The organism is Pseudarcicella hirudinis, assembly GCF_900115665.1.
Classification (GTDB): domain Bacteria; phylum Bacteroidota; class Bacteroidia; order Cytophagales; family Spirosomataceae; genus Pseudarcicella; species Pseudarcicella hirudinis.
The window spans coordinates 111,626-132,841 of the sequence record NZ_FOXH01000015.1 but is presented as its reverse complement, the minus strand read 5'-3'; the positions used below and the strand labels follow the sequence as shown (position 1 = coordinate 132,841).

At 37.9% G+C, this 21,216-nt stretch carries 16 protein-coding genes; 7 read left to right on the top strand and 9 right to left on the bottom strand.

Annotated features, from left to right (window positions below):
- Window positions 1-52 precede the first annotated feature (52 nt).
- The 4 genes from BM179_RS20810 to BM179_RS20795 form a co-directional block, all read right to left on the bottom strand.
- Window positions 53-3,457: a TonB-dependent receptor gene (locus BM179_RS20810; protein WP_177219473.1), complete on the bottom strand. Its 3,405-nt coding sequence runs from the start codon at window positions 3,455-3,457 to the stop codon at window positions 53-55.
- Window positions 3,458-3,691: 234 nt separating this feature from the next.
- Entirely contained in the window at window positions 3,692-4,795 is a 1,104-nt protein-coding gene (locus BM179_RS20805; RefSeq protein WP_092019094.1) for a FecR family protein, read from the bottom strand.
- Window positions 4,796-4,887: 92 nt separating this feature from the next.
- Window positions 4,888-5,499 carry an RNA polymerase sigma factor gene (locus tag BM179_RS20800; RefSeq protein WP_229633000.1) on the bottom strand — a complete coding sequence of 204 codons (612 nt, stop codon included), beginning with the start codon at window positions 5,497-5,499 and terminating at the stop codon, window positions 4,888-4,890.
- Between the two features lie 85 nt (window positions 5,500-5,584).
- A complete protein-coding gene (locus BM179_RS20795; RefSeq protein ID WP_229632999.1) occupies window positions 5,585-6,034 on the bottom strand; it encodes a sterol desaturase family protein in 450 nt (149 codons plus the stop codon).
- A 271-nt stretch (window positions 6,035-6,305) separates the two neighbouring features.
- Between BM179_RS20795 and BM179_RS20790 the strand changes: the two genes are divergently transcribed.
- Window positions 6,306-8,942, top strand: a complete 2,637-nt coding sequence (locus tag BM179_RS20790; RefSeq protein WP_092019131.1) for a valine--tRNA ligase — start codon at window positions 6,306-6,308, stop codon at window positions 8,940-8,942.
- Between the two features lie 109 nt (window positions 8,943-9,051).
- On the opposite strand, the gene BM179_RS20785 is transcribed toward BM179_RS20790, so the two are convergent.
- The 3 genes from BM179_RS20785 to BM179_RS20775 form a co-directional block, all read right to left on the bottom strand.
- The gene (locus BM179_RS20785; protein WP_092019093.1) at window positions 9,052-10,104 is read right to left on the bottom strand and encodes an ATP-binding protein; all 1,053 of its coding nucleotides are present in this window, start codon (window positions 10,102-10,104) and stop codon (window positions 9,052-9,054) included.
- On the bottom strand, window positions 10,058-10,534 hold the full coding sequence (locus BM179_RS20780; protein ID WP_092019092.1) for an AlbA family DNA-binding domain-containing protein: 477 nt from the start codon (window positions 10,532-10,534) through the stop codon (window positions 10,058-10,060). Before BM179_RS20780 ends, BM179_RS20785 begins: the two co-directional genes overlap by 47 nt.
- A gap of 88 nt (window positions 10,535-10,622) precedes the next feature.
- Window positions 10,623-11,147 carry a YdeI/OmpD-associated family protein gene (locus BM179_RS20775; RefSeq protein ID WP_092019130.1) on the bottom strand — a complete coding sequence of 175 codons (525 nt, stop codon included), beginning with the start codon at window positions 11,145-11,147 and terminating at the stop codon, window positions 10,623-10,625.
- A gap of 152 nt (window positions 11,148-11,299) precedes the next feature.
- On the opposite strand from BM179_RS20775, the gene BM179_RS20770 reads away from it, so the two are divergent.
- Window positions 11,300-12,763, top strand: a complete 1,464-nt coding sequence (locus BM179_RS20770; protein WP_092019091.1) for an amidohydrolase — start codon at window positions 11,300-11,302, stop codon at window positions 12,761-12,763.
- A 76-nt stretch (window positions 12,764-12,839) separates the two neighbouring features.
- Here BM179_RS20770 and BM179_RS20765 read toward each other — a convergent pair whose 3' ends face one another.
- Window positions 12,840-13,589: an outer membrane beta-barrel protein gene (locus BM179_RS20765; protein ID WP_177219472.1), complete on the bottom strand. Its 750-nt coding sequence runs from the start codon at window positions 13,587-13,589 to the stop codon at window positions 12,840-12,842.
- Between the two features lie 92 nt (window positions 13,590-13,681).
- Between BM179_RS20765 and gldB the strand changes: the two genes are divergently transcribed.
- The 3 genes from gldB (at window position 13,682) to BM179_RS20745 (ending at window position 17,120) form a co-directional block, all read left to right on the top strand.
- Complete coding sequence (gldB, locus tag BM179_RS20755) at window positions 13,682-14,701, top strand: gliding motility lipoprotein GldB (RefSeq protein ID WP_177219471.1); 1,020 nt, start codon at window positions 13,682-13,684, stop codon at window positions 14,699-14,701.
- A gap of 131 nt (window positions 14,702-14,832) precedes the next feature.
- Complete coding sequence (locus tag BM179_RS20750) at window positions 14,833-16,668, top strand: ABC transporter ATP-binding protein (RefSeq protein WP_092019087.1); 1,836 nt, start codon at window positions 14,833-14,835, stop codon at window positions 16,666-16,668.
- A gap of 17 nt (window positions 16,669-16,685) precedes the next feature.
- Window positions 16,686-17,120, top strand: coding sequence for a Fur family transcriptional regulator (locus BM179_RS20745; RefSeq protein ID WP_092019086.1), 435 nt, complete (start codon window positions 16,686-16,688; stop codon window positions 17,118-17,120).
- A 179-nt stretch (window positions 17,121-17,299) separates the two neighbouring features.
- Here the strand turns inward: BM179_RS20745 and BM179_RS20740 are convergent, their stop codons facing one another.
- On the bottom strand, window positions 17,300-18,244 hold the full coding sequence (locus BM179_RS20740; RefSeq protein ID WP_092019085.1) for a T9SS type A sorting domain-containing protein: 945 nt from the start codon (window positions 18,242-18,244) through the stop codon (window positions 17,300-17,302).
- 446 nt (window positions 18,245-18,690) lie between these two features.
- Here BM179_RS20740 and BM179_RS20735 point away from each other — a divergent pair, with 446 nt between their 5' ends.
- Together BM179_RS20735 and BM179_RS20730 are read left to right on the top strand one after the other, a co-directional pair.
- Window positions 18,691-20,439: a sensor histidine kinase gene (locus BM179_RS20735; RefSeq protein ID WP_092019084.1), complete on the top strand. Its 1,749-nt coding sequence runs from the start codon at window positions 18,691-18,693 to the stop codon at window positions 20,437-20,439.
- A 53-nt stretch (window positions 20,440-20,492) separates the two neighbouring features.
- Window positions 20,493-21,176, top strand: a complete 684-nt coding sequence (locus BM179_RS20730) for a response regulator transcription factor (RefSeq protein ID WP_092019083.1) — start codon at window positions 20,493-20,495, stop codon at window positions 21,174-21,176.
- Window positions 21,177-21,216 lie beyond the last annotated feature (40 nt).

The following is a 21,216-nucleotide window of genomic DNA, read 5'->3' as shown; positions in this document are numbered from 1 at the left end:
AAAAGCCGGAAGTTTAAGACAATCCTGGATTAGAATTGATTTCCCTGCGAAATTAGAATTTGATATTCGCCCCGATGTTGTAAGAAACGGGTACCGGATAACCGGTATAATTCACACCCGGAGCCAATGAGCTGTTTCCGTTGTAATTGACTTCCGGCCAGCCACCTTTATAGGAGGTGAACAATAGGGCATTCTGAGCACTCACATAAATTCTCAGACCACTGGCCCATTTTGTTTTCATATTATAGCCTAATGTAATATTTCTCACCGCAACGTAAGAGGCATCATTTACCCAAAGTGAATTAATTTCTCTGGAAAGAGCTGTATTCGCAACAGTGGTCGGAATCCGGCCATTTCCCGGATTTTCCGGCGAACGCCAACGGTCTTTCACTTCCGCTTCCACATTAAATACCCCATCGATATTGGTCGTAAATCGCTTATACAAATCGAGGATTTTTGCCCCCTGAGAGCCATTTATCAGGATTGAAAGATCAAAGTTTCTGTAACTGAACCGGTTTGTCATACCCCAGATAAAATCAGGATTCGGATTACCCATGGCTGTTTTATCATTAGCATCTATTTTCCCGTCGCCATTTACATCCTTATATTTCACTGAGCCCAGCACCTGGCCTGCCTGTTTGGGAGAAGCATCTAAATCAGCCTGGGTCTGGAAAATTCCCTGAAAAATATACCCGTAAAACTGCCCCATCGGTGCCCCTACAACTGTAATATTAGTACTTTCACTTCCGGAAATAATCTGAACTTTATTACCTAAATCAAGTACCTTATTTCGGTTGAACGAAATATTAAAATCAGTTTCCCACTTAAATTTCCCTACAGTATTTTTACTGTTTGCCGAAAACTCAAAGCCTGAATTCAGTACATTCCCAATGTTTGTAATTGCTGTACTAAAACCTGAAGCAGTAGGAATATCAATAGTCTGAAGCATACTTTCAGTATGACGCTGGTAATATTCAGCGGTAAGGTTTAGTCTCCCCTTTAAAAGAGAGGCATCAAACCCGGCATCTAACTGACGTGAACTTTCCCAGCCCAGGTTAGCATTTGCCAAAGAATTTAACTTAAATCCGTTTGAAAGCGCTCCTCCGAAAACATAGTTATCCGCGGTAATTCCGGGAATAAATGTGTAATCTCCAATCGCATTATTCCCTGCCAAACCATAACTTGCTCTAAGTTTAAGGTCTGAGAGCCACTCTGTCTTCGGAAAAAAGTCTTCATCTGAAATTCTCCAGCCCACAGACGTAGAAGGGAAGTAAGCAAATCTGTTATTCGGTCCGAAACGGGAAGAACCGTCACGACGAACAGCTGCACTCAAAAGATATTTATCCTTAAATGAATAATTCACTCTTCCTAAAAATGAAATTAATCTCCACTCTCTGACATCAGCCGAAGCGGTTAAAATTGTAGCTGCATTAATCGTTTGAACTACATCATCAGGATATTGGGAACCTCTGGTAGTAGTATTTTCATATCTTTCTCTTTGAATGGTATAACCTGCCAGAACGTTTAGATGGTGGTTATTCCATGATTTATCATAAGTGAGTGTATTTTCATTCAACCAGTTAAACAAGGTCGTAGATCCTGTACTTCCTGTGGCAAGCTGTGGTGGAGGGTTTCTGAAGGAACCTACATAAGATGGTGTAAACAAATCCCCCTTGGTTCCGGTCCAATCTACGTTAAATGTTGATTTGAAATGTAAACCTTTTGCCAGTGTAAAATCAATATAGGTATTACCTAATAAACGCATGGATGTCTGAACGTTCTTGCTATTCATCAATACACTCAAAGGGTTAGCATTGGCAAACATATCTGAAGAGGTAATGGATGGGGTATAACTCCCATCTGCCTGAAATGCCGGAGGCAGCGGACTATTCAGTAATCCTTGTGTAAGAATAGCGGTATTGAAGTGCCCTTCGGTATCAGCAATTTTCCGGTTTACATAGGAAGGATTTAAATTTGCACCGATAGTAATATTTTTACGGGGATTTCCTTCGATATTAATCCTTGCAGAAAAACGTTCGAAAGAAGTATTTTTCACTGTTCCCTGCTGATTAAAATAACCAACGGAAATCAATGAACGAAGGTTTTCAGAGCCTTTACTTACTGTCAGGTTATAACTCTGAATCGGGGCAGTCTGAGTCATTTGTTCAAACCAGTTTGTACCTGCCCCTAAACTTGCCGGATTCTGATAATCAGCCGGAATAGTAGCCGGATCAAAAGGTTTATTAGCAAATTTTGCTGCATCCTGACGGCTTTCTATTCTGAATTGAGCGAATTCCTGAGCAGTCATCATTTTAATTTTACTGCGGTCAGGGATTGTCTGAATACCTGTATAGAAATTAAATTCTATATTTGAAGCACCTGTCTTTGCCTTTTTGGTAGTAATCAAAATTACCCCGTTTGACCCTCTGGAACCATAAATAGCCGTAGAAGAAGCATCTTTCAATACTGTCATTGATTCAATATCATCCGGATTTAATGTACTCAACGGATTTGAGTTACGGTCATAACTATTGGTAACCGGAAAGCCATCAATTACATACAAAGGATCATCTCCGGCACCAATAGAGCCGGAACCTCTCACCCGCACAACTACACCGCCGCCCGGAGCTCCGGTAACCTGGTTAACCTGAACACCGGCTACCTGACCAGCCAGTTTCTGGTCAGCACTGGTTAAAGGCAAATCTTTTATATTTTTATTATTGACTGTCGCCACAGCTCCTGTTACATCTCTTCTTTCCTGATTTCCATAGCCCACAACGACCACCTCATTCAATGTTTTATCATCAGAAATCATTGTAACATTCAGATTATTACGGTTTCCGACAATAATTTCCTGTTTTGCATAACCAATCGAAGAAAATATCAATACCGCTTTTGAATCAACTACTGTAATTTTAAACTGTCCTTTGGAATCAGAAGTTGTTCCTCTCTGCGTTCCTTTGATCAATACATTGACTCCCGGAAGACTTTCTCCTTTTTCATCTGTAATTGTACCGCTGACAGATTGTTCTGCAACAGCCAGTTCCAGCAAAGTTTGTGTGGAAACGGGGCCAATCAGGGAAGAATTTTCCGAAAAATTCTTTTTCAGAATAATCTGATCTCCAATGATTTCCCAGGAGATGTTCAATGGCTTCAAAAGTTTCTCCAAAACCTCCGAAAGCTTTTCGTTATTGGCATTGATAGAAATCCTTTGATCGATAGAAATCAGTTTTGGTCGATAGGTAAACTTTACATCTGCTGCATTCTCAATATTTCTGAGAATTGACTTAATATCTTTATTGTCAATCCGTAATGTAACTTTTTTATTGAGTAAATCCTGGGCAGAAAGACCGTGTGCCAGTGAGACACCGGCAAAAATCACCGCGATAAAAACCTGAATCAGCGAGATTTTCATAAGGTACAAAAGTGTTTTTTGGAAATGTCGTTGTTTTTTCATTAATTTTAATGTTTTTGTAATGTTAAATGAGCAAAAACGATCCCTGTGCATTGGTTTCTACCAATGCGAGCTTCGAAAAGAAATAAGGGAAATTCAGGTCGGTAATGCTGGTACCATTGCCGACTTTTTTTGTGAAGATTTGTTAACTTTCAGTCATATAGTAAAAGGTTTTTTAGGGATTAAGTATAGGTAAATTATTATATTTCAATTGTATTGTTTATTCTCAATCAGCTATCAACGGCAACCTTTGCTTGAAATAATAACCTGAGCATCAACCACTTTGTATTCAGCATCAATTCCTTTACACACAATATCCAGTTTTTCGAAAAGGGTCTCGTTGGTAAGCGAAGTAGTCAGCTTACAATCACTCATAATTTCTTCGTCAAATACAATATCCACACCGTAGGCTTTTTCAATGGCATCAAAGATTTTTGCTACCGGAGCATCGTCAAAGCTATAATGCTGTAATTCATCAGCAGAAAGCAAAATGACCGGATTTTCCACTAATTTTCTCGAAAACCGCTGATCTGCCCTTTCAAAAATTACTTCCTGGTTAGGCGTAAGCACTAATCCTGATGTTTCCGGATCCTGGGTTTTTATCTGCTGATTGGCAAAAACAGAAACTCTTCCTGTTTTTACGATTACCAAAACATTTTTGTCTTCACCAAAAGCTTTTATTCTAAAACTTGTCCCCAGAACTTTGGTAACCAGTTCATTGGCAAATACCAAAAACGGCTTTTTAGGATCTTTTTTTACCTGAAAGAATGCTTCTCCGATCAGATATACTTCGCGTTTATTCTTCTCAAAAACTACCGGATAGCTTATTCTGCTATTTTTCTCCAGCGTAACTTCACTTCCGTCAGGCAATACCACTTTCATAAGCTGATCAGTATCATTATGCTTTTCCAGCAAATTCCCTTCAGATGCAGAAATCATTTTTTCATAAACTGCGATACTTTTATCCTGTTTAAACCAATGAGCATAAATCAAAGCCAGACCTGCCACTAAAAGAACAGAGGCAGCCGCAGACCATTTCCACGACCAGATTCTTTGTACCTTTTCAACATTTTGCGCAGCATCTTTTGTCTCCTGCAACTGATCCTGCAGATTCTCAAAAATTCTCTGAACCTGAGCTTCAGAAGGAAAATCCTTTTCTATCTCAGATTTCACTGCTAACAATACATTTCTGGCATTGTTTAACAGGTTCGTCTTCTCAGGATGTTGTTCTAAAAAGTTATTCCAGAATGCGTCAGAATGCATGTCAGGCTTCATAACCCACTCCTTGAATGCGGCATCTTCAATGAAATCCTGGATCTGAAAATTTCGATAGTTCATCATATTACTTTTCAAAGAGAAAATTTAATTATTTCGTCTTCAAATAGAAAGAGGCTATGTTTTTGACTTTTAACTCGCTTTGGGTAATTTTTTTTTCAAAAATTTAAAATTGTACCTAAGAGGAGCAAAATAAGAAGAGGAATAGCGATTTTGCGAAGACTAAGAAGGGCTTTCTGTACGAGATTCCTTGCAGACTGTTCATTGATAGAAAGAATAATGCCTATTTCAGAATAGTCAAATTCCTGATAATACTTCAAAACAAGTGCTTCATACTGACGGGTCGGCAGGGATTTCAGCCAGTTTTCTAATTGATCTGTTTTCCATTGGGAATTTTCTGAATCTGTCAGAACAGACTCGAAAGACGGAAGTGTCGGGAGGAGCTTTTCATCCGTATTTTCCCAATCTTCTCTAAAAAGGTAATCGGGAGTAAGTGATTTATGGATTTTTCTGCGAAGCGACCGAAAAAGATAGAATTTAACCGACCGGGCATCTCCTAATTTATCCCTCATGCGCCAGAGGTCGGTAAAAAGATCCTGAATGGTATCTTCAACAAGCTCATCGTCTGAAAGTAATTTCTTGCCATAAGCATACAAAACCCGGATATATCTTTGGTACAAAACAGTAAAAGCCATTTCATCACCTTTTTTAAAGGCTTGCCAAAGACTCAGGTCGTCTGTTTCAGGATGCGTTTTTGGAGATATTGCCACTCAGAATTATAATTTACTCAAAAATTACCTTCTTTAGAAAAGACATCGCACCTTTCAAAACTACTCCTTTTTGCCGGAGTTTTTTCTAATCATCTTTTTTCTCATATTTTTTGGGAGCCCACAAAAATCCAAATGCCTCGGCTCCTTCTCTTGTATGGATTTTGTGATGAATATAATGCGCCCTCATAATTCTTTTCATGTATTTATTCCGGGCAACATATTTAATCTTTATTCTCCGGTGTACAATGATATCATGGAAAATAAAATAGAAAATTCCGTATAAAGCTATGCCTAAACCGATCCAAAACAAAAACCATACTGATGGAATCAGGTCTCCGGTTATAATCGCTGCTGTAGATACAATGCCAAAAACCACAGAAAAAAGGTCGTTTTTCTCCAAAATGTCTTTATGATGGACATGGTGCGACTGATGCCAGTTCCACATAATTCCGTGCATGATGAACTTATGAATAAACCATGCAAAGCCTTCCATCAGAAAAAATGTGCCGAAAAACAGAAGAAATTTAATAAACATAACCAGGAAATTACTTCTCAATGCTAACTCTAATTTACGGGAATTGTTTGAAAGAGAATTTTACCGGAGACAAGTTTTAATTGTTCTTTCTCTTTTTCCGAAAAATAATGCTTTTGATAAGCACTCGTATCTATACTTCTTTCAAGAGTTTGGAAACCCTTTCCTTCAAAATTCTTATCTTTGCAGACTAATTTTTGACAAAAAGAAAATATGGACACCTGATTGTTTTTCAAGTAGAAACCCTTCAATCAAAAATCCGCAATTCAGTAATATGATTTCAACAAAATACGCTCCTCAAGAAATTGAATCCAAATGGTATCAATATTGGCTTGAAAATAAGTTTTTTGCTTCAAAGCCGGATCCTGAAAAAGAACCATATACCATTGTCATTCCACCTCCGAACGTGACAGGTGTGCTCCATATGGGACACATGCTCAACAATACGATCCAGGATGTCTTGATTCGTAAAGCACGTATGGAAGGTAAAGAGGCATGCTGGGTTCCGGGAACAGACCACGCTTCTATTGCTACAGAAGCGAAAGTGGTTGCGATGTTGAAAGAAAGAGGTATTGAGAAAAAAGACATTTCCCGAGAGGAATTTCTGGAATATGCCCATGAATGGAAAGATAAATATGGAGGCATTATTCTTGACCAGTTGAAGAAACTGGGAGCTTCCTGCGACTGGGACAGAACCCGTTTCACGATGGAGCCGTCATTGTATGACGCCGTAATCGAAACCTTTGTAAGATTATACAACAAAGGGCAGATTTATCGTGGAGTAAGGATGGTAAACTGGGATCCGCTTGGAAAAACGGCTTTATCAGATGAAGAAGTAATCGATAAAGACATTCAGGCAAAATTGTATTTCATCAGATATGAATTGGTCGGAGAAACCGGAAAATACCTGACAATTGCGACCTCAAGGCCGGAAACTATCATGGCCGATGTGGCTATCTGTGTAAATCCTACAGATGAACGTTATCTTGATTTTCATGGAAAATCAGTGAAAATTCCATTATTAGGACGTGAAATTCCGGTAATTACTGATGAATATGTTGCGGTTGATTTTGGAACCGGCTGCTTAAAAGTAACACCTGCGCATGATCTGAATGACTATGAACTGGGACTAAAACATAAATTACCGGTAATTGATATTCTGAATGATGATGGTTTCCTCAATGAAAAAGCTGTTTTATATGTAGGTCAGGATCGTTTTGCAGCCCGCAGAAATATTGTCAAGGATCTTGAAGAAGCAGGATTGCTGGAAAAAATGGAGGAATACAAATCAATTGTTAAGACTTCAGAACGTACAGGAGCAGTAATCGAGCCGAAATTATCATTGCAATGGTTTTTGAAAATGGAAGAGTTGTCGAAACCTGCGTTGGAAAACGTAATGAATGACAATATCAAGCTTTACCCTCATAAATTTAAGAATACATATCGTTCCTGGATGGAAAATGTTCATGACTGGTGTATTTCCCGTCAATTATGGTGGGGACAACAGATTCCGGCATTTTATTTACAGGATGGAACAATCATTGTAGCCAAAACCAAGCGCGAGGCACTTAGAAAAGCCCAGCATGAATTAATGCTTTTTGCTTTGACTGAAGAAGATTTAACACAGGATCCGGACGTTTTGGATACCTGGTTTTCTTCATGGTTATGGCCAATTTCAGTATTCGACGGTATCAAAAATCCTGAAAATGAGGAAATCAATTATTACTACCCAACCAATGATTTAGTTACCGGACCAGATATTTTATTCTTCTGGGTAGCCCGGATGATTATTGCAGGTTATGAATGGCGTGATGAACTGCCTTTTAAAAATGTATATCTGACAGGAATTGTTCGTGATAAACAGGGTAGAAAAATGTCAAAATCCCTGGGAAATTCTCCGGATCCTTTGGATTTGATTCAGCAATATGGTGCAGACGGTGTTCGCTCGGGCTTATTGTTCTCCGCTCCTGCCGGTAATGATTTGTTATTTGATGAGAAGTTATGCGAACAGGGACGTAACTTCTGTAACAAAGTGTGGAATGCTTTCCGCTTAGTGAAAGGCTGGACTATTTCTGAAAGTAATGAAAGAAAACCGGAAAGCGAACTGGCCATTGAATGGTTAAATTCAAAAATCAGCCAGACAATTACCGAGGTTCAGGATCATTTCAGCAAATTCCGTATTTCAGATGCTTTATTGTCACTTTACAATTTGGTTTGGGATGATTTCTGTTCAAAATACCTCGAAATCATCAAACCAGGTTTCGAGCAACCGATTGACAAGGCAACTTATGAGGCAACCATCGGGATTTTCGAGAAATTAATGTGTCTTTTACATCCTTATATGCCATTTATCACAGAAGAAATCTGGCAGGCACTTACAGATCGCACCCAGGGAGCAACAATTTGTCATGCTGAATTCCCGAAAGAAGGAGCTGTAAATATTGATGTTTTAGCAGATTTCGAAATATTGTTTGACCTGGTTTCTAAAATCCGGGAAACGCGTAATGCCAAGCAAATTTCTCCGAAAACAGAATTACCATTATCAATCAAGGCAGAAGACCAGGGACGTTACAAACAACTTGAAGGTATTATCCGTAAACTGGGAAATACTTCTGAAATAGATTTTGTTTCTTCAAATGTAGAAGGTGCTATTTCATTCGTATTGAAATCTGATGAGTTTTTTATCAATCTGGCCGGAGAGCTTGATGTTGAGGCCGAATTGGAAAACGCTAAAAAAGAGCTTGAATATAATTTAGGATTCAAAAAATCAACCGAAGCGAAACTGGCAAATGAGCGTTTTGTAGCGAACGCAAAACCGGAACTGGTTGAAAGAGAACGTCAGAAGCTAGCTGATGCTGATGCTAAAATCAAAGCTTTAGAAGAAATGATTGTAAGGTTGGGCGGAAAGTAACAATTCGCATTTATATAGCACAAGGCCTTGTTTATTGTTAGACAAGGCCTTGTGCTATAAATGGGGTGTTGTAAAGTCATTTTTAATTAGTACTTAGTTAGTTAGTTAGTTAGCTCTCATTTTTCGTTATACTCCTAAGTATATATTTAAATTTAGAACCCTTCTCCGTCAAAATGTAGCGTTGATTAGAGCTATTTGGACGGCTCTTAATAATTTGAGAAATCAATCCTTCTTTAATCAAAGGCGTCAGATAGCGTTCTGTATTGTAAGTTTGATTTGTTAAATCAATCAAAGTCATAACATCTTTTCTTCTAAGAGGATCTCCTTCCGGAAATGCAATAATAAGAGATAAAGACTTATCTTCTAATCTTTTTGCAATAGGAGCAAACTCTGAAATATTTCTATCAGTAATAGATGGGTTACTTCCTTGACTTAACAACAGCTCAAGTGCTTTATAAAGACCAGAAGACAATACTTTAGCATTAAGATTATTTTGTTGTATTTCTACCATTAAACCTCCAAAATCAAAGTTAAATTGTGGCAGCGGTAGTCCTCTGATGTTACATTCTCTGATTATTACACTTATACCCGTTCCCCAAGCCTCAATATACCCGGCCCTGAATAATACATTCGCAATCATAGGGTTGGCAGGTCTTGATGGATGATTGCCGAGGAATTGCTCTATTGTCCAATTATTCGGTAAAGTCCCCTCATTAAAAATCTGTATTTTATTCTCAAAGACTTTTATCTGAACAGGATTATGCAAACTATAATCTTTATGTGCAATGGCATTAATAATAGCTTCCCGCAAAGCTCTGACAGGATAGTCTAACTCTTCTGTACGTTTGATATCACCAAAACGGAGATTTGTTCTAAGATATTTTTTTGTTAATATCTCAATAGTTTCTTCAATCTGATAAAAAAGAGAGCCATGTATCTCATCATGAAAAGCCACCTCTAAGTGTTCATTAAAAAAACCTATTTTGATATAAGCACCACTGATAAATTTCTCAGGATTGTTATGAAATAACAGTATAGCTGCCCGGGTCAGAGATTTATTTGAAATTAAGTTTAGCTTTTCTAAAAGAATTTCATTTGAAACAACCAGCTCGGATTCACTTAATCTGGTTGTTTGAGAAGCTCCTTTTCTGAAAAAAATCAAAAGCTTTTAAGTCCAATTCCGGAAAAGAAATTGCAGAGACTTCAATTGCTTCCCATTGAAGACCACTTTTGTCTAATAAAAACTTATTTAGTGATGCTCCCTTAAGAATTTGTTTTGTACTACCCGATCTATAATGATATTCTCCTTTATAACTAATCCCGTGAGAATATACCGGAACAGTAATTTCAATATATTCAAGCGTATTTTCTGTTTTTAAATTAACATCAACAATAATACCCAATACATCTCTGATTTTATTTGGAAGATCTACCAGTAGTTTGGGGGCATTATCAATACCAATAACATTCCCTGAATCATTTTTTCCGATAATAAGCGTTCCCCCGTTTGCATTTGCATAACCAGCAAGCCACCCTAAATAATCATCCTTCCAGATTTGTTTCCATTCTACCAGTTGGATTTCTTTATTCATAACTTAAAAAAGTGTTTTATTGCTAGCACTAAAGCATTATTTCAAGGTGTCAAACGAAAATATAAAAGACTTTTTTCTCAAAGCTGAATTATCTCTCCAATTCATCTTTTCTGGCCTTAAAGTACCGGACCATTTCTCCGAAATTCATTCCCATCAGCAATCCTTCCACACTCTGACTGATGCGTTTGGTTTTGGTTTCTATCGTTTTAGCATCTTCTATCCATTTAGAAAAGTATTTCTGATGACTGGGTGGCTGTTTTTTGAAATTTTCAAGGGCTTTGGGTTCATCTTCAAGACAACTAAGAAAATCCTCTGAAAATTCAAATTCACTCTCATCTAACTCGAATGAAACTTTCACGGAAGCTCCTGCTTTCTTTCCTCCTATTCCTTTTCTGATGTTTGCATTCATAGGAATTATAAAATCCCCCTCTCCAACCGGGAGTAAAGCAACCTGCCTTATCGGAAAGTTGTCAATTGTCCCTTTTACCCGAAAAGACACTCTTGTGTCCGGCTTTATTTCATTGGCAATATCTACCGGAATATGAATATAGGTCCAGCCTGTTTTCTCTCCATTTTCACCGAATCGCAAAAGTATTGTGGTAAACGAAGTCATAGTTGTTATAATTTTCAATTTAAAAATAGGGAACAATTTCATCATTTGCCTAAATTCCCGTACAAAAACCTGTTTAAATTAATCCAGGTCTTGCAAATCCTTCTTTTTGAAGCTAGTTTTAAAAATACAACCAACAAGCCAGCTACCTTTTTATGAAAAAAACTTTACTTTTTGCCAGTCTTCTGATCTCCGTTTCCGGATTTGCCCAAAAAAAGAAAAACGCCGCTATTCCACAGGACACAGATAAACAAACGGTGATTTCAAATATCGACAAGCGTTTTGATGAATACGCAGGAATTTCCAAACAAATCTGGAATTTCGCAGAGTTAGGGTATTTGGAAGAAAAAAGCTCTGCGCTCTTACAGGAGCAGCTAAAAAAAGAAGGATTCACCGTTCAGGCAGGTGTAGCCGGAATTCCAACCGCATTCGTGGCAACTTACGGTGAAGGAAAGCCTGTAATCGGTATTTTGGGGGAGTATGATGCTTTACCGGGACTTGCTCAGGAAGTGGCTCCGGAAATTAAACCTATTCCAAATCAGAAAGGCGGACATGGTTGCGGGCATAACTTATTTGGAACAGCTTCCGTAGCAGCGGCAGTTGAGGTAAAAAACTGGCTTAAATCTTCCGGTCAGAAAGGTACCGTCAAAATTTACGGCTGTCCGGCGGAAGAAGGTGGTTCAGGAAAAGTGTATATGGTAAGAGAAGGCCTGTTCAACGACGTTGACGTGGTGCTGCACTGGCATCCGGGCTCACTGAATTCGGCCGATGCGGGAACATCCTTAGCCAATAAAAATGGAAAATTCAGATTCAAAGGTATTGCTGCACATGCTTCTGCCTCTCCGGAAAGAGGACGTTCTGCACTGGATGGCGTTGAAGCGATGGATAATATGGTGAATATGATGCGTGAACATATCCCTTCAGATACAAGAATACATTATGTAATTACAAAGGGTGGTGAAGCCCCAAATGTAGTGCCCGCCTTCGCTGAAGTTTATTATTATGCCCGTAATAAAGACCGTGACATTCTGCAAAGTGTCTGGAAAAGAATTGAAAATGCTGCTCAGGGAGCTGCTTTAGGTACCGGAACAAAAGTAGAATGGGAAGTGCTTGGAGGAGTTTATAACCTTTTACCAAATATTACACTTGCCGAAATAATGCACAATAACCTGGTAAAAGCAGGGGGTGTTATCTACAATGATGAAGAGAAGGCTTTCGCTGAAAAAATAAGTCAGACTTTGGGTGAACAAAAGGTTCCTCTCGAAAATGCTGCTAAAGTCAAAGATTTCCGAGATGCTTCCGAAACTGCAACAAGTGGCGGCTCCACTGATGTCGGGGATGTAAGCTGGACCGTTCCTACAGTAGGATTAAGTACCGCAACATGGGTTCCCGGTTCTGCTGCACATAGCTGGCAATCTACTGCTGCAAGTGGAATGACAATTGGTCAGAAAGGAATGATTGTTGCAGCCAAAACACTCGCCTGCACTGCTATTGACTTATACAAAAACCAATCTTTAATAGAAAAAGCCCGCGCTGAATGGCTCGAAAAAAGAGGGGCAAATTTTAAATATGAGGCGCTCCTGGGTGACAGAAAACCTGCTTTAGATTATAGAAAATAGATTTACTCATAAAAATCGGCTGTCCCTTTTAACAGGAACAGCCGATTTTCTATTTCTCAAAAACCATGATTTATAATCAGAATCTGACTCCCATTTCTAATTGAATAATATTGTTTTTAGTAATCAGGTCATCAAAAGCTCTTTGGTTATTAATTTCAACAAGTCCTCTCTGGTATTGGATTCCAAAAAATACAGCATCCATTCCTCTTCCTAAATTATATTCTAATCCGAGCCCTAAAACAAGGTTCGCATCTCCAAATCCAAAAACATTCTGATTGGAAGGGAGTCTTTGCTGAAACTGGTAGATGGCATTTGTATATTTATCCAGAGGCTTTTCAGCAACTTTAATATCAACCATTCCTCCGCACTGGATATACATTTTTGTTCTGTCAAACAATTCGTCAGTATAAAGCTTAAGTGTTAACGGAACTTGCAGATACTGAAGGTTATAACTGGCATCTCCCGACTGCTCTGCTTTCGGAACCGGGGAAGCACTGAAGATTTCATCATTGTAAAAACGACTCGGGACGCTGTAATGAACACTTTTTACGGTATAAAGCAATCCTGTTGAAAAAGCATATTTTTCTGCAAAAAAGAAATCCGCAGTTGGCCCGAGACTAACCCTCATATCCAGACCTCCGCTATCAAAGCCATTAAAACGTCTGCCGGCTTCCACGTAATTGGAAACAATTGTCGGGGCAAATCTGAAGCCCATTCTTATTCTGCTTCCAAAACCGTATCCTCCATCATAGTCTCCTGAGTATCTTTGTGCAAAAGTCGGGAAACTCAAAATCATAAAAAGAATCAACACAACGTTTTTATTCATAATTTTGTACGTTTTTCCTTGCAGTACAGCTCTTTCGTAAATTCGAAAACATCCGGAGCTTACTGGTAAATATTTTTGAAATGATAATCCGTTTGTTAAAATTAGCATTCTTCCTGCTTATCGGTATAAGTTTTTATAGTTGCAGAGAACAGAAAGACCCTGAAGAAGAAATTCAGAAGGTCAATGTAAAAGTTGACATTGAGAGACTTGAACAAAAACTTTTCGCTTGTAAAACGAAAGAAAGTCTGCTTAATTTTCTTACTGATAACAAACTTGTTGCGGAAAGATACTTTCAGACTCCTCCGGAGGGCTTCAATGAACTTGCTGACAAACTTCTTCTTTTGGTAAATAATGAGGGATTGCAGGCCTTTTATAAACAATCTCAATTGAAAGCTTTTTTTGGAAACGGGAACCTTGAAAATGATTTTCATGAGGCATTTCAGCATTTAAAGTATTATTATCCGGAGTTTAAAGAACCCAAAATTTACACCATTTTTTCGGGATTTGGAGGAGTAGGCGCATTTCCCGCTACACATCTGTATGTTTCAGATTCTGTAATTGTGATCGGATTGGACTATTTTATGGGGAAAAATGCCAAATTTCTTCCTCCCGAAGTTTTCTCCTATCAGCTCAGAAGACTGAATCCGCAAACCGTTGTCCCTCAGGCCATTTTGCTTTTATCTGCTAATTATAATGCAACCAATCCAAATGATAAAACGTTGTTATCAGAGATGGTCTGGTATGGGAAAAGTTATGTTTTCGGGCAGACGATGTTACCTTCTAAATCTGATAGTTTATTTATCGGCTATACGGCTGAACAATTGAATGAGAGTTATGCTTTTCAACAGGACATTTGGGCTCATTTTATAGACAATAAGCTGTTATACAATACGCAGGAACCAATAAAAGGGAAATATATCGGAGAAAGACCTGCCACACCTGAAATAGGTTCCCGCTGCCCCGGCTCAATTGGTCGCTGGCTTGGTTACCGGATTGTCAGCAAATATTTTGAAGAAGATGAAAAACTCACTATTCAGGAGCTTATGAAAAATCCGAATGCCCAGAAAATATTCGAAGCTTCGAAATACAAAGGGCTTCCTGATGCAGAATAACTGAAAGTTTATATATTTCCACTAACCAATTTAGTACCCAAAAATTAAAAAAGAGCATAAGAAATCCGAAAAACAAGATTTAAATGATTTCAGAAATTATGTAGCTTTTATCATAAAACTATAAAATATAAATGGCAAAGCGTAGAGACAGTTTTGGTGCCGGAGTTTCAGAAGAAGACAAAAAGAAAGTCAATAAAGAAGGACTGAAAAATGCCCTTAGAATTTTCAGATTTGTAGCACCTTACAAGGGAACATTTATTATTGGGATGTTTTTCCTGATTTTTTCAAATCTTACCACAATGACTTTTCCTTTACTGATTGGCGAAATGACCAAAGTTATTGAAGGAAAATCTAAATACCAGATTAATGAAGTAACGATTTTCTTCTTTGGAGTGCTGATTGTTCAGGCAGTTCTTTCCTTTTTCAGAATCTATACTTTCTCTCAGGTTTCAGAAAAAGCGATGAGAGATGTCAGAAAATCACTTTACAGTAAAATCATCACTTTACCGGTTTTCTTTTTTGAGAAACGCCGCGTCGGAGAATTGATGAGCAGAATAACTTCTGATGTAACTCAATTACAGGATGTGCTTTCTGTTACACTGGCAGAGTTTTTCAGACAGGTTTTTACCCTTGTAGGCGGGATTGCTTTTATTTCCTACATTTCCTGGAAACTTACCTTATTTATGCTCGGAACGTTTCCGTTTCTGGTAATTGCGGCAATGGTTTTTGGCAAATTTATCAGGAAAGTTTCCAAAAAGGCGCAGGATGAACTGGCTAATACCAATGTGGTGGTCGAAGAAACATTACAATCTATCAATGTAGTAAAAGCATTCACCAATGAGCATCTGGAAATAAACCGATACAGCCTGTCTTTGCAAAAAGTAGTAAATAATGCCTTAAAAGCAGCTACTTTTCGGGGAGGATTTGTTTCATTTATCATTTTTGCTCTTTTCGGAGGTATCGTCGGTGTGGTATGGTTTGGTGCGCAGCTTGTAGCAAGCGGCGATTTAATTCTGGCAGAATTACTTACTTTCATTTTCTATACTGCTTTTATCGGAGGTTCTGTCGGAGGTTTAGGAGATATTTATGCACAACTTCAAAAGACGATCGGGGCATCTGAAAGAATCACGGAAATTCTGGATGAAGTATCAGAAATCAACCCTGATAAATCTTCCGAAATCTTTACTCCTGTAAAAGGAAATATTATCTACGAAAACGTAGCGTTCACCTACCCTTCCAGACCAGATATGCAGATTCTGAAAAATGTCTCTCTGGAAGTGAAATCTGGAGAAAAGATTGCTTTGGTTGGTTATTCAGGAGCCGGAAAATCAACAATTGTTCAACTATTGATGCGCTATTACGAGTTGAACGCGGGTACTATCAAAATCGACGGAAAAAATATCAATGCTTACGATTTAACAGATTTGCGAAAAAATATTGCAGTTGTACCTCAGGAAGTTATGCTTTTCGGAGGCACGATTTATGAGAATATCTCTTACGGAAAACCGGACGCCACAGAAGCTGAAGTTTTTGAAGCAGCACGTAAAGCCAATGCTTTGCAATTTATTGATTCTTTCCCTGAAAAGTTTCAGACACTTGTTGGAGAGAGAGGAGTTAAATTATCCGGCGGACAACGCCAGCGAATTGCAATTGCCCGTGCTATTTTGAAAAACCCTGCCATTCTGATTCTTGATGAAGCTACAAGTGCCTTAGATTCTGAGTCTGAAAAACTGGTTCAGGAAGCGCTGGACGGCTTAATGCAGAATAGAACCACAATTATTATTGCCCATAGACTTGCCACTATCAGAAACGTTGATACAATTTATGTTCTTCGTGACGGGGAGGTAATTGAGACAGGTTCACACGATGAGCTTCTTTTGCTTGACGATGGAATTTATAGTAACTTAGTAAAGTTGCAATATGAAACTACTTCCACTGAACAGGTTTCTGTAAACAGTGAAGATTAATTTAATATGCTTTTAAGATGAATCAGTCCATAAAATCAACTTTAAAGGAATACAGACTTCGTCAAACTGATTGCAGAGAAGAAGTCCTGGATATATTCATGAGTAAAGATTATGCTCTTGCCCATTCGGATGTTGAAAATCAGATGTCCGAAAAGTTTGACAGAGTAACGCTTTATCGTACACTTAAGACTTTTGTTGACAAAGGTCTTATTCATAAAGTTCTTGATGACGAAGGTGGGGTAAAATATGCTATTTGCAAAGATTCCTGCCATAACGAAACACACCAGCATCATCATGACCATGTCCATTTCAAGTGTAATATCTGTGGTCTGACTAATTGCCTTGAAGATGTTCATATTCCAGCACTTAGTTTACCTGAAGGTTACAAACGCCAGGAAACTAATTTACTGGTTCAGGGGGTTTGTCCTAAGTGCAACCACATAGACACATAGGGCGCATAGGTTTGTAGCCACACAGACGCACAGAGTACATAGAGTTTGTTTATTTTCAGCATCTTACAATAGACATAAGCATTTTATTTTTAATATCTTATAAAGAAAAACCAGAAATAAGAAACGAGGTCCGGAAAAATCCGGACCTCGTTCATTTATCATAACCTTAAAACTATTTTCTATTCAACAACTACTCTTTTAACTGTTCCATCTTCTCCCTGGACTACTGTCACAAACAAAGTACCTTTCGCATTTTTCTTCACTTCAATTTGTCCCAGGTATTCACCTTGAAAATCTTTGATTTTTTCGGTTCCCACTTCTTTACCAGTCACGTCTGTAATCGTAATCGTAACATCTCCTTTTTCAGGCGTAACGAATTTAATATTCAGTTTGCTGTTAAAAGGATTATTAGGATATACTCTTAAAGCTTTCACAGTCTTCGATTCATTCAACATAAAAGGATTGAATTCGTCGCCATTATCTCTGAAAGCCATAAAATCCTGTCCACGGCCTCTTTTAAAGTTTTTAATCATTGGTCTCAGTGAACCAATTAATTCATCATGATTAAAATTTTCATTTAATTTATCCAGATCATCAAAATTAAATGTAAAATCCTGATCGAAATTCAGGTCTTTTTCAAAAGTCTGACCTTTATCATTTTTATATCTGAATGTACCTTTTTTACCATTTTTCAGATGTTTTGGCGCTTTTGGTGCACGTGGTGCGGAAGGAGGTCTCATTTCCAGATCATCCGGAAGAGGGGGAAGTCTTAAATCCAGGTCATCCGGCAGAGGCGGTTGCGGAGGTGCGACTAATCCTAAACCTTCAGTGTCACCATCTACTCTGATTCTCATTTTCCTTCTCACTTTTCTGTCTCCGCTGTTTTTAGTAAGCAGTGAATCAGAAATTCGGTTAATCAGATTTTCTTTATCAAGTTCTGACATACCTTTGGTATCATAGGTATTTTCAAAAACCTGTAAATTGCCATTATCCTCTGTTTCGATATGAATTTTGACTTTCCCGTCTTTGTCTTCAACAATTTTCGAAACAGATTTCTGAGCCATTGACGACAAACTCATTGCCATCAGCAAAGCTGTACCTAAAGTTTTGATGTTTTTGTTCATAGCTGATATTTATTTGAATTTCAGAATATTACATGGGTAATACTATTTAAACAATGTTTTATAAAACTAAAAACGATCGAAAAACAGCGACTTATATTTATTCAGCGTCTCCCTTAGTGCTGGGTTTTACTTATTCTCTGAAAACCCGCAAACTCCCTTTGTCTTTACAGGTTAAATTACTTACCTTAAAATCTATTTCCTTTGCAAACATACTGAACCTTCTCTAAATCAAAATGTTAAAGAATGTTAAAAGAAAAGCCTATGAATATTTTGGCTGAGTTTTGCGTTAAATTTGTACGGTGAAAGATAGACACAGAAAAAAACAGAAAGATGCAAAAGCTGTAAAGTTTTCTCTGTCAATAGAATAATATAATCGGACGCTCTCAAAACCGATGATTTACTCGGTAATTGCCGGCACTGTGATTGAATAAAGATTGTCGTTAGAAATGACCAAAAGAAAAATAAAATATATCATTGCCCTGATGTCTGTTGCTTTGCTCGGGCTTATCATTTTCCAGATGTACTGGATTGGTTTTATGGTAAGAACCAAAAATGAGCAATTTGCTTCAGACGTACGAGATGCAATGCAGCAAGTGGTAAAGAAGCTGGAGAAGCAGGAATTGTTTTTTCTGACCCAACGCAAAATGGGTGTTGAAGAACAAAAAAGAAAATTGATGGCGATCTCCCGCCCGGCCCAGAATGAGATTAAAGTTGTCAGAAAGAAACCTGTTAAACATTCATCAAACATTCCGGCACCTCCTCCTCCGATACCTCCCTTGGAAGGGGTTGCCACACTCAATTTACCTTCTGACATCCTGGTTTCACGTAATATTGAGGTATTACCTAACGGAGAAGTAAGAGAAATAGAGGAATATTCATTTAATATGGACCTTGATGATATTCAAAAGAAATTAAATGAAAATAAACAATTTGAGGAAATTATCGGCAATGTCATGGTAGCTCATCAAAAGCAGTTACATCGTCAGGATTCTCTCAAAAAAGCTAATACAATTGCTCTGGCCCATAAAAAGAAACCTGAAATTCCCAAAGCTCAGGAGCATATCGACAAAGCAATGAATAAATCTGAGCTGGCCAAAGAAGTGTTTACCGATTTCCTGTTCAAGGAAAGAAGTATTTACGACAGGATTAATTACCTGTTACTGGATTCTCTCCTGAAAAGAGAAATTGCGCTGAAGGGGATTGAAATTCCATTTGAATATGGCGTAAGCACAAATGACAGCAAGAAAGACAGTGATAAATATCTGCATTTTGCCTCTTCAAGTAATTTCCGGTATAATGGTTTGAAAAAAGATGCTTTTACGGTTAATCTTTTCCCAAATGACATGGTAAATACTGAAAATTACCTGAGAGTCTATTTTCCCAATCAGGAAACTTATATCATCAGGAATATGTGGTGGACTTATGCCAGTTCCCTGATTTTGCTGCTGGTAATGATTTCCTGTTTTTATATTGCAGTCAATACGATTCTGAAGCAAAAGAAACTTGCCGACATCAAGAATGATTTTATCAATAACATGACACACGAATTCAAAACCCCGATTTCAACCATTTCTCTGGCCACGGAAATGTTGCAGGATGAAACGGTTTCTACGAGTCCGGTTATGTACAAAAGATATCTGGGTATTATCAGAGATGAAAACAAAAGACTTGGCTCTCAGGTTGAAAAAGTTCTTCAAACGGCTCAGATGGACAGAGGTGATGTTAAATTAAAGCTAAAAACTGTAGATATTCACCAGGTCATCAATAAAGTGCTGGAGAATATCAGTCCTCAGATAGAATTAAAAGAAGGTAAAATCAATCTGAAACTTGCTGCAGCAAGAACTGAAATTGAAGCGGATGAGGTACATTTGACCAATATTATCTTCAATTTACTTGATAATGCTATAAAATATTCTCCGGAAAACCTTGAAATAGAAGTAGCTACAGAAAGTACAGATAACCATATCTCCCTGAAAATTTCAGATAAGGGAATCGGGATCGGAAAAGAGTCTCAGAAAAACATTTTTGAAAAATTCTACCGGGTACCTACCGGAAATCTACATGACGTAAAAGGCTTCGGACTCGGATTGAGCTATGTTAAAAAAATGGTCGAAGAACATCATGGAAAGGTAAATGTTGAAAGTGTTTTAGGAGAAGGCAGTACTTTTGAGGTAATTTTACCTTTTCAGAGATAATATCTATTCATCACCATATCAGTAAAATAATTTACATCACATTTCAAAAACCTATGAAAAAGATATTGCTTGCCGAAGATGACCCTAATCTTGGACAATTACTTCAGGAATACCTGAACATCAAAGGCTATGAGGCCTTATTGGCAAAAGACGGGAATGACGCTTTGACAAAGTTTGTTGAAGCAGATTTCGATTTGTGTATTTTTGATGTGATGATGCCTAAAAAAGATGGTTTTACACTGGCCAAAGAAGTTAAAATGTCTGACAAAGACACTCCTATTATCTTTCTGACAGCCAAATCAATGAAGGAAGATACCTTACATGGTTTTAAAATAGGGGCTGATGATTACATTACCAAGCCTTTTTCGATGGAAGAATTACTTGCCAGAATTGAGGCAGTTCTGAGAAGAAGCCAAAAAAGTGAGGCCGCTACTCCTAAAACCGGATTGTTCAAAATCGGCTCGTTTACCTTCGAATATGAAAAGCAGATTCTTTCAACTGAAAAAGAAAACTTTAAACTGACTTCCAAAGAATCTGAATTATTGAAACTTCTTGCTGAAAACATGGGAAAACCCGTCAGCCGAAGTTTTGCTTTGAAAATGGTCTGGGGTGACGATACCTATTTTAATGCCAGAAGTATGGATGTTTATATTACAAAACTTCGTAAATTTCTGAAACAGGATCCGGCCATTCAAATTATAAATCTGCATGGAGAAGGATTTAAACTAATGACCTAAAGGTTTAAATTCATTATTGTTTCAGGTTATTTCCCTTTAT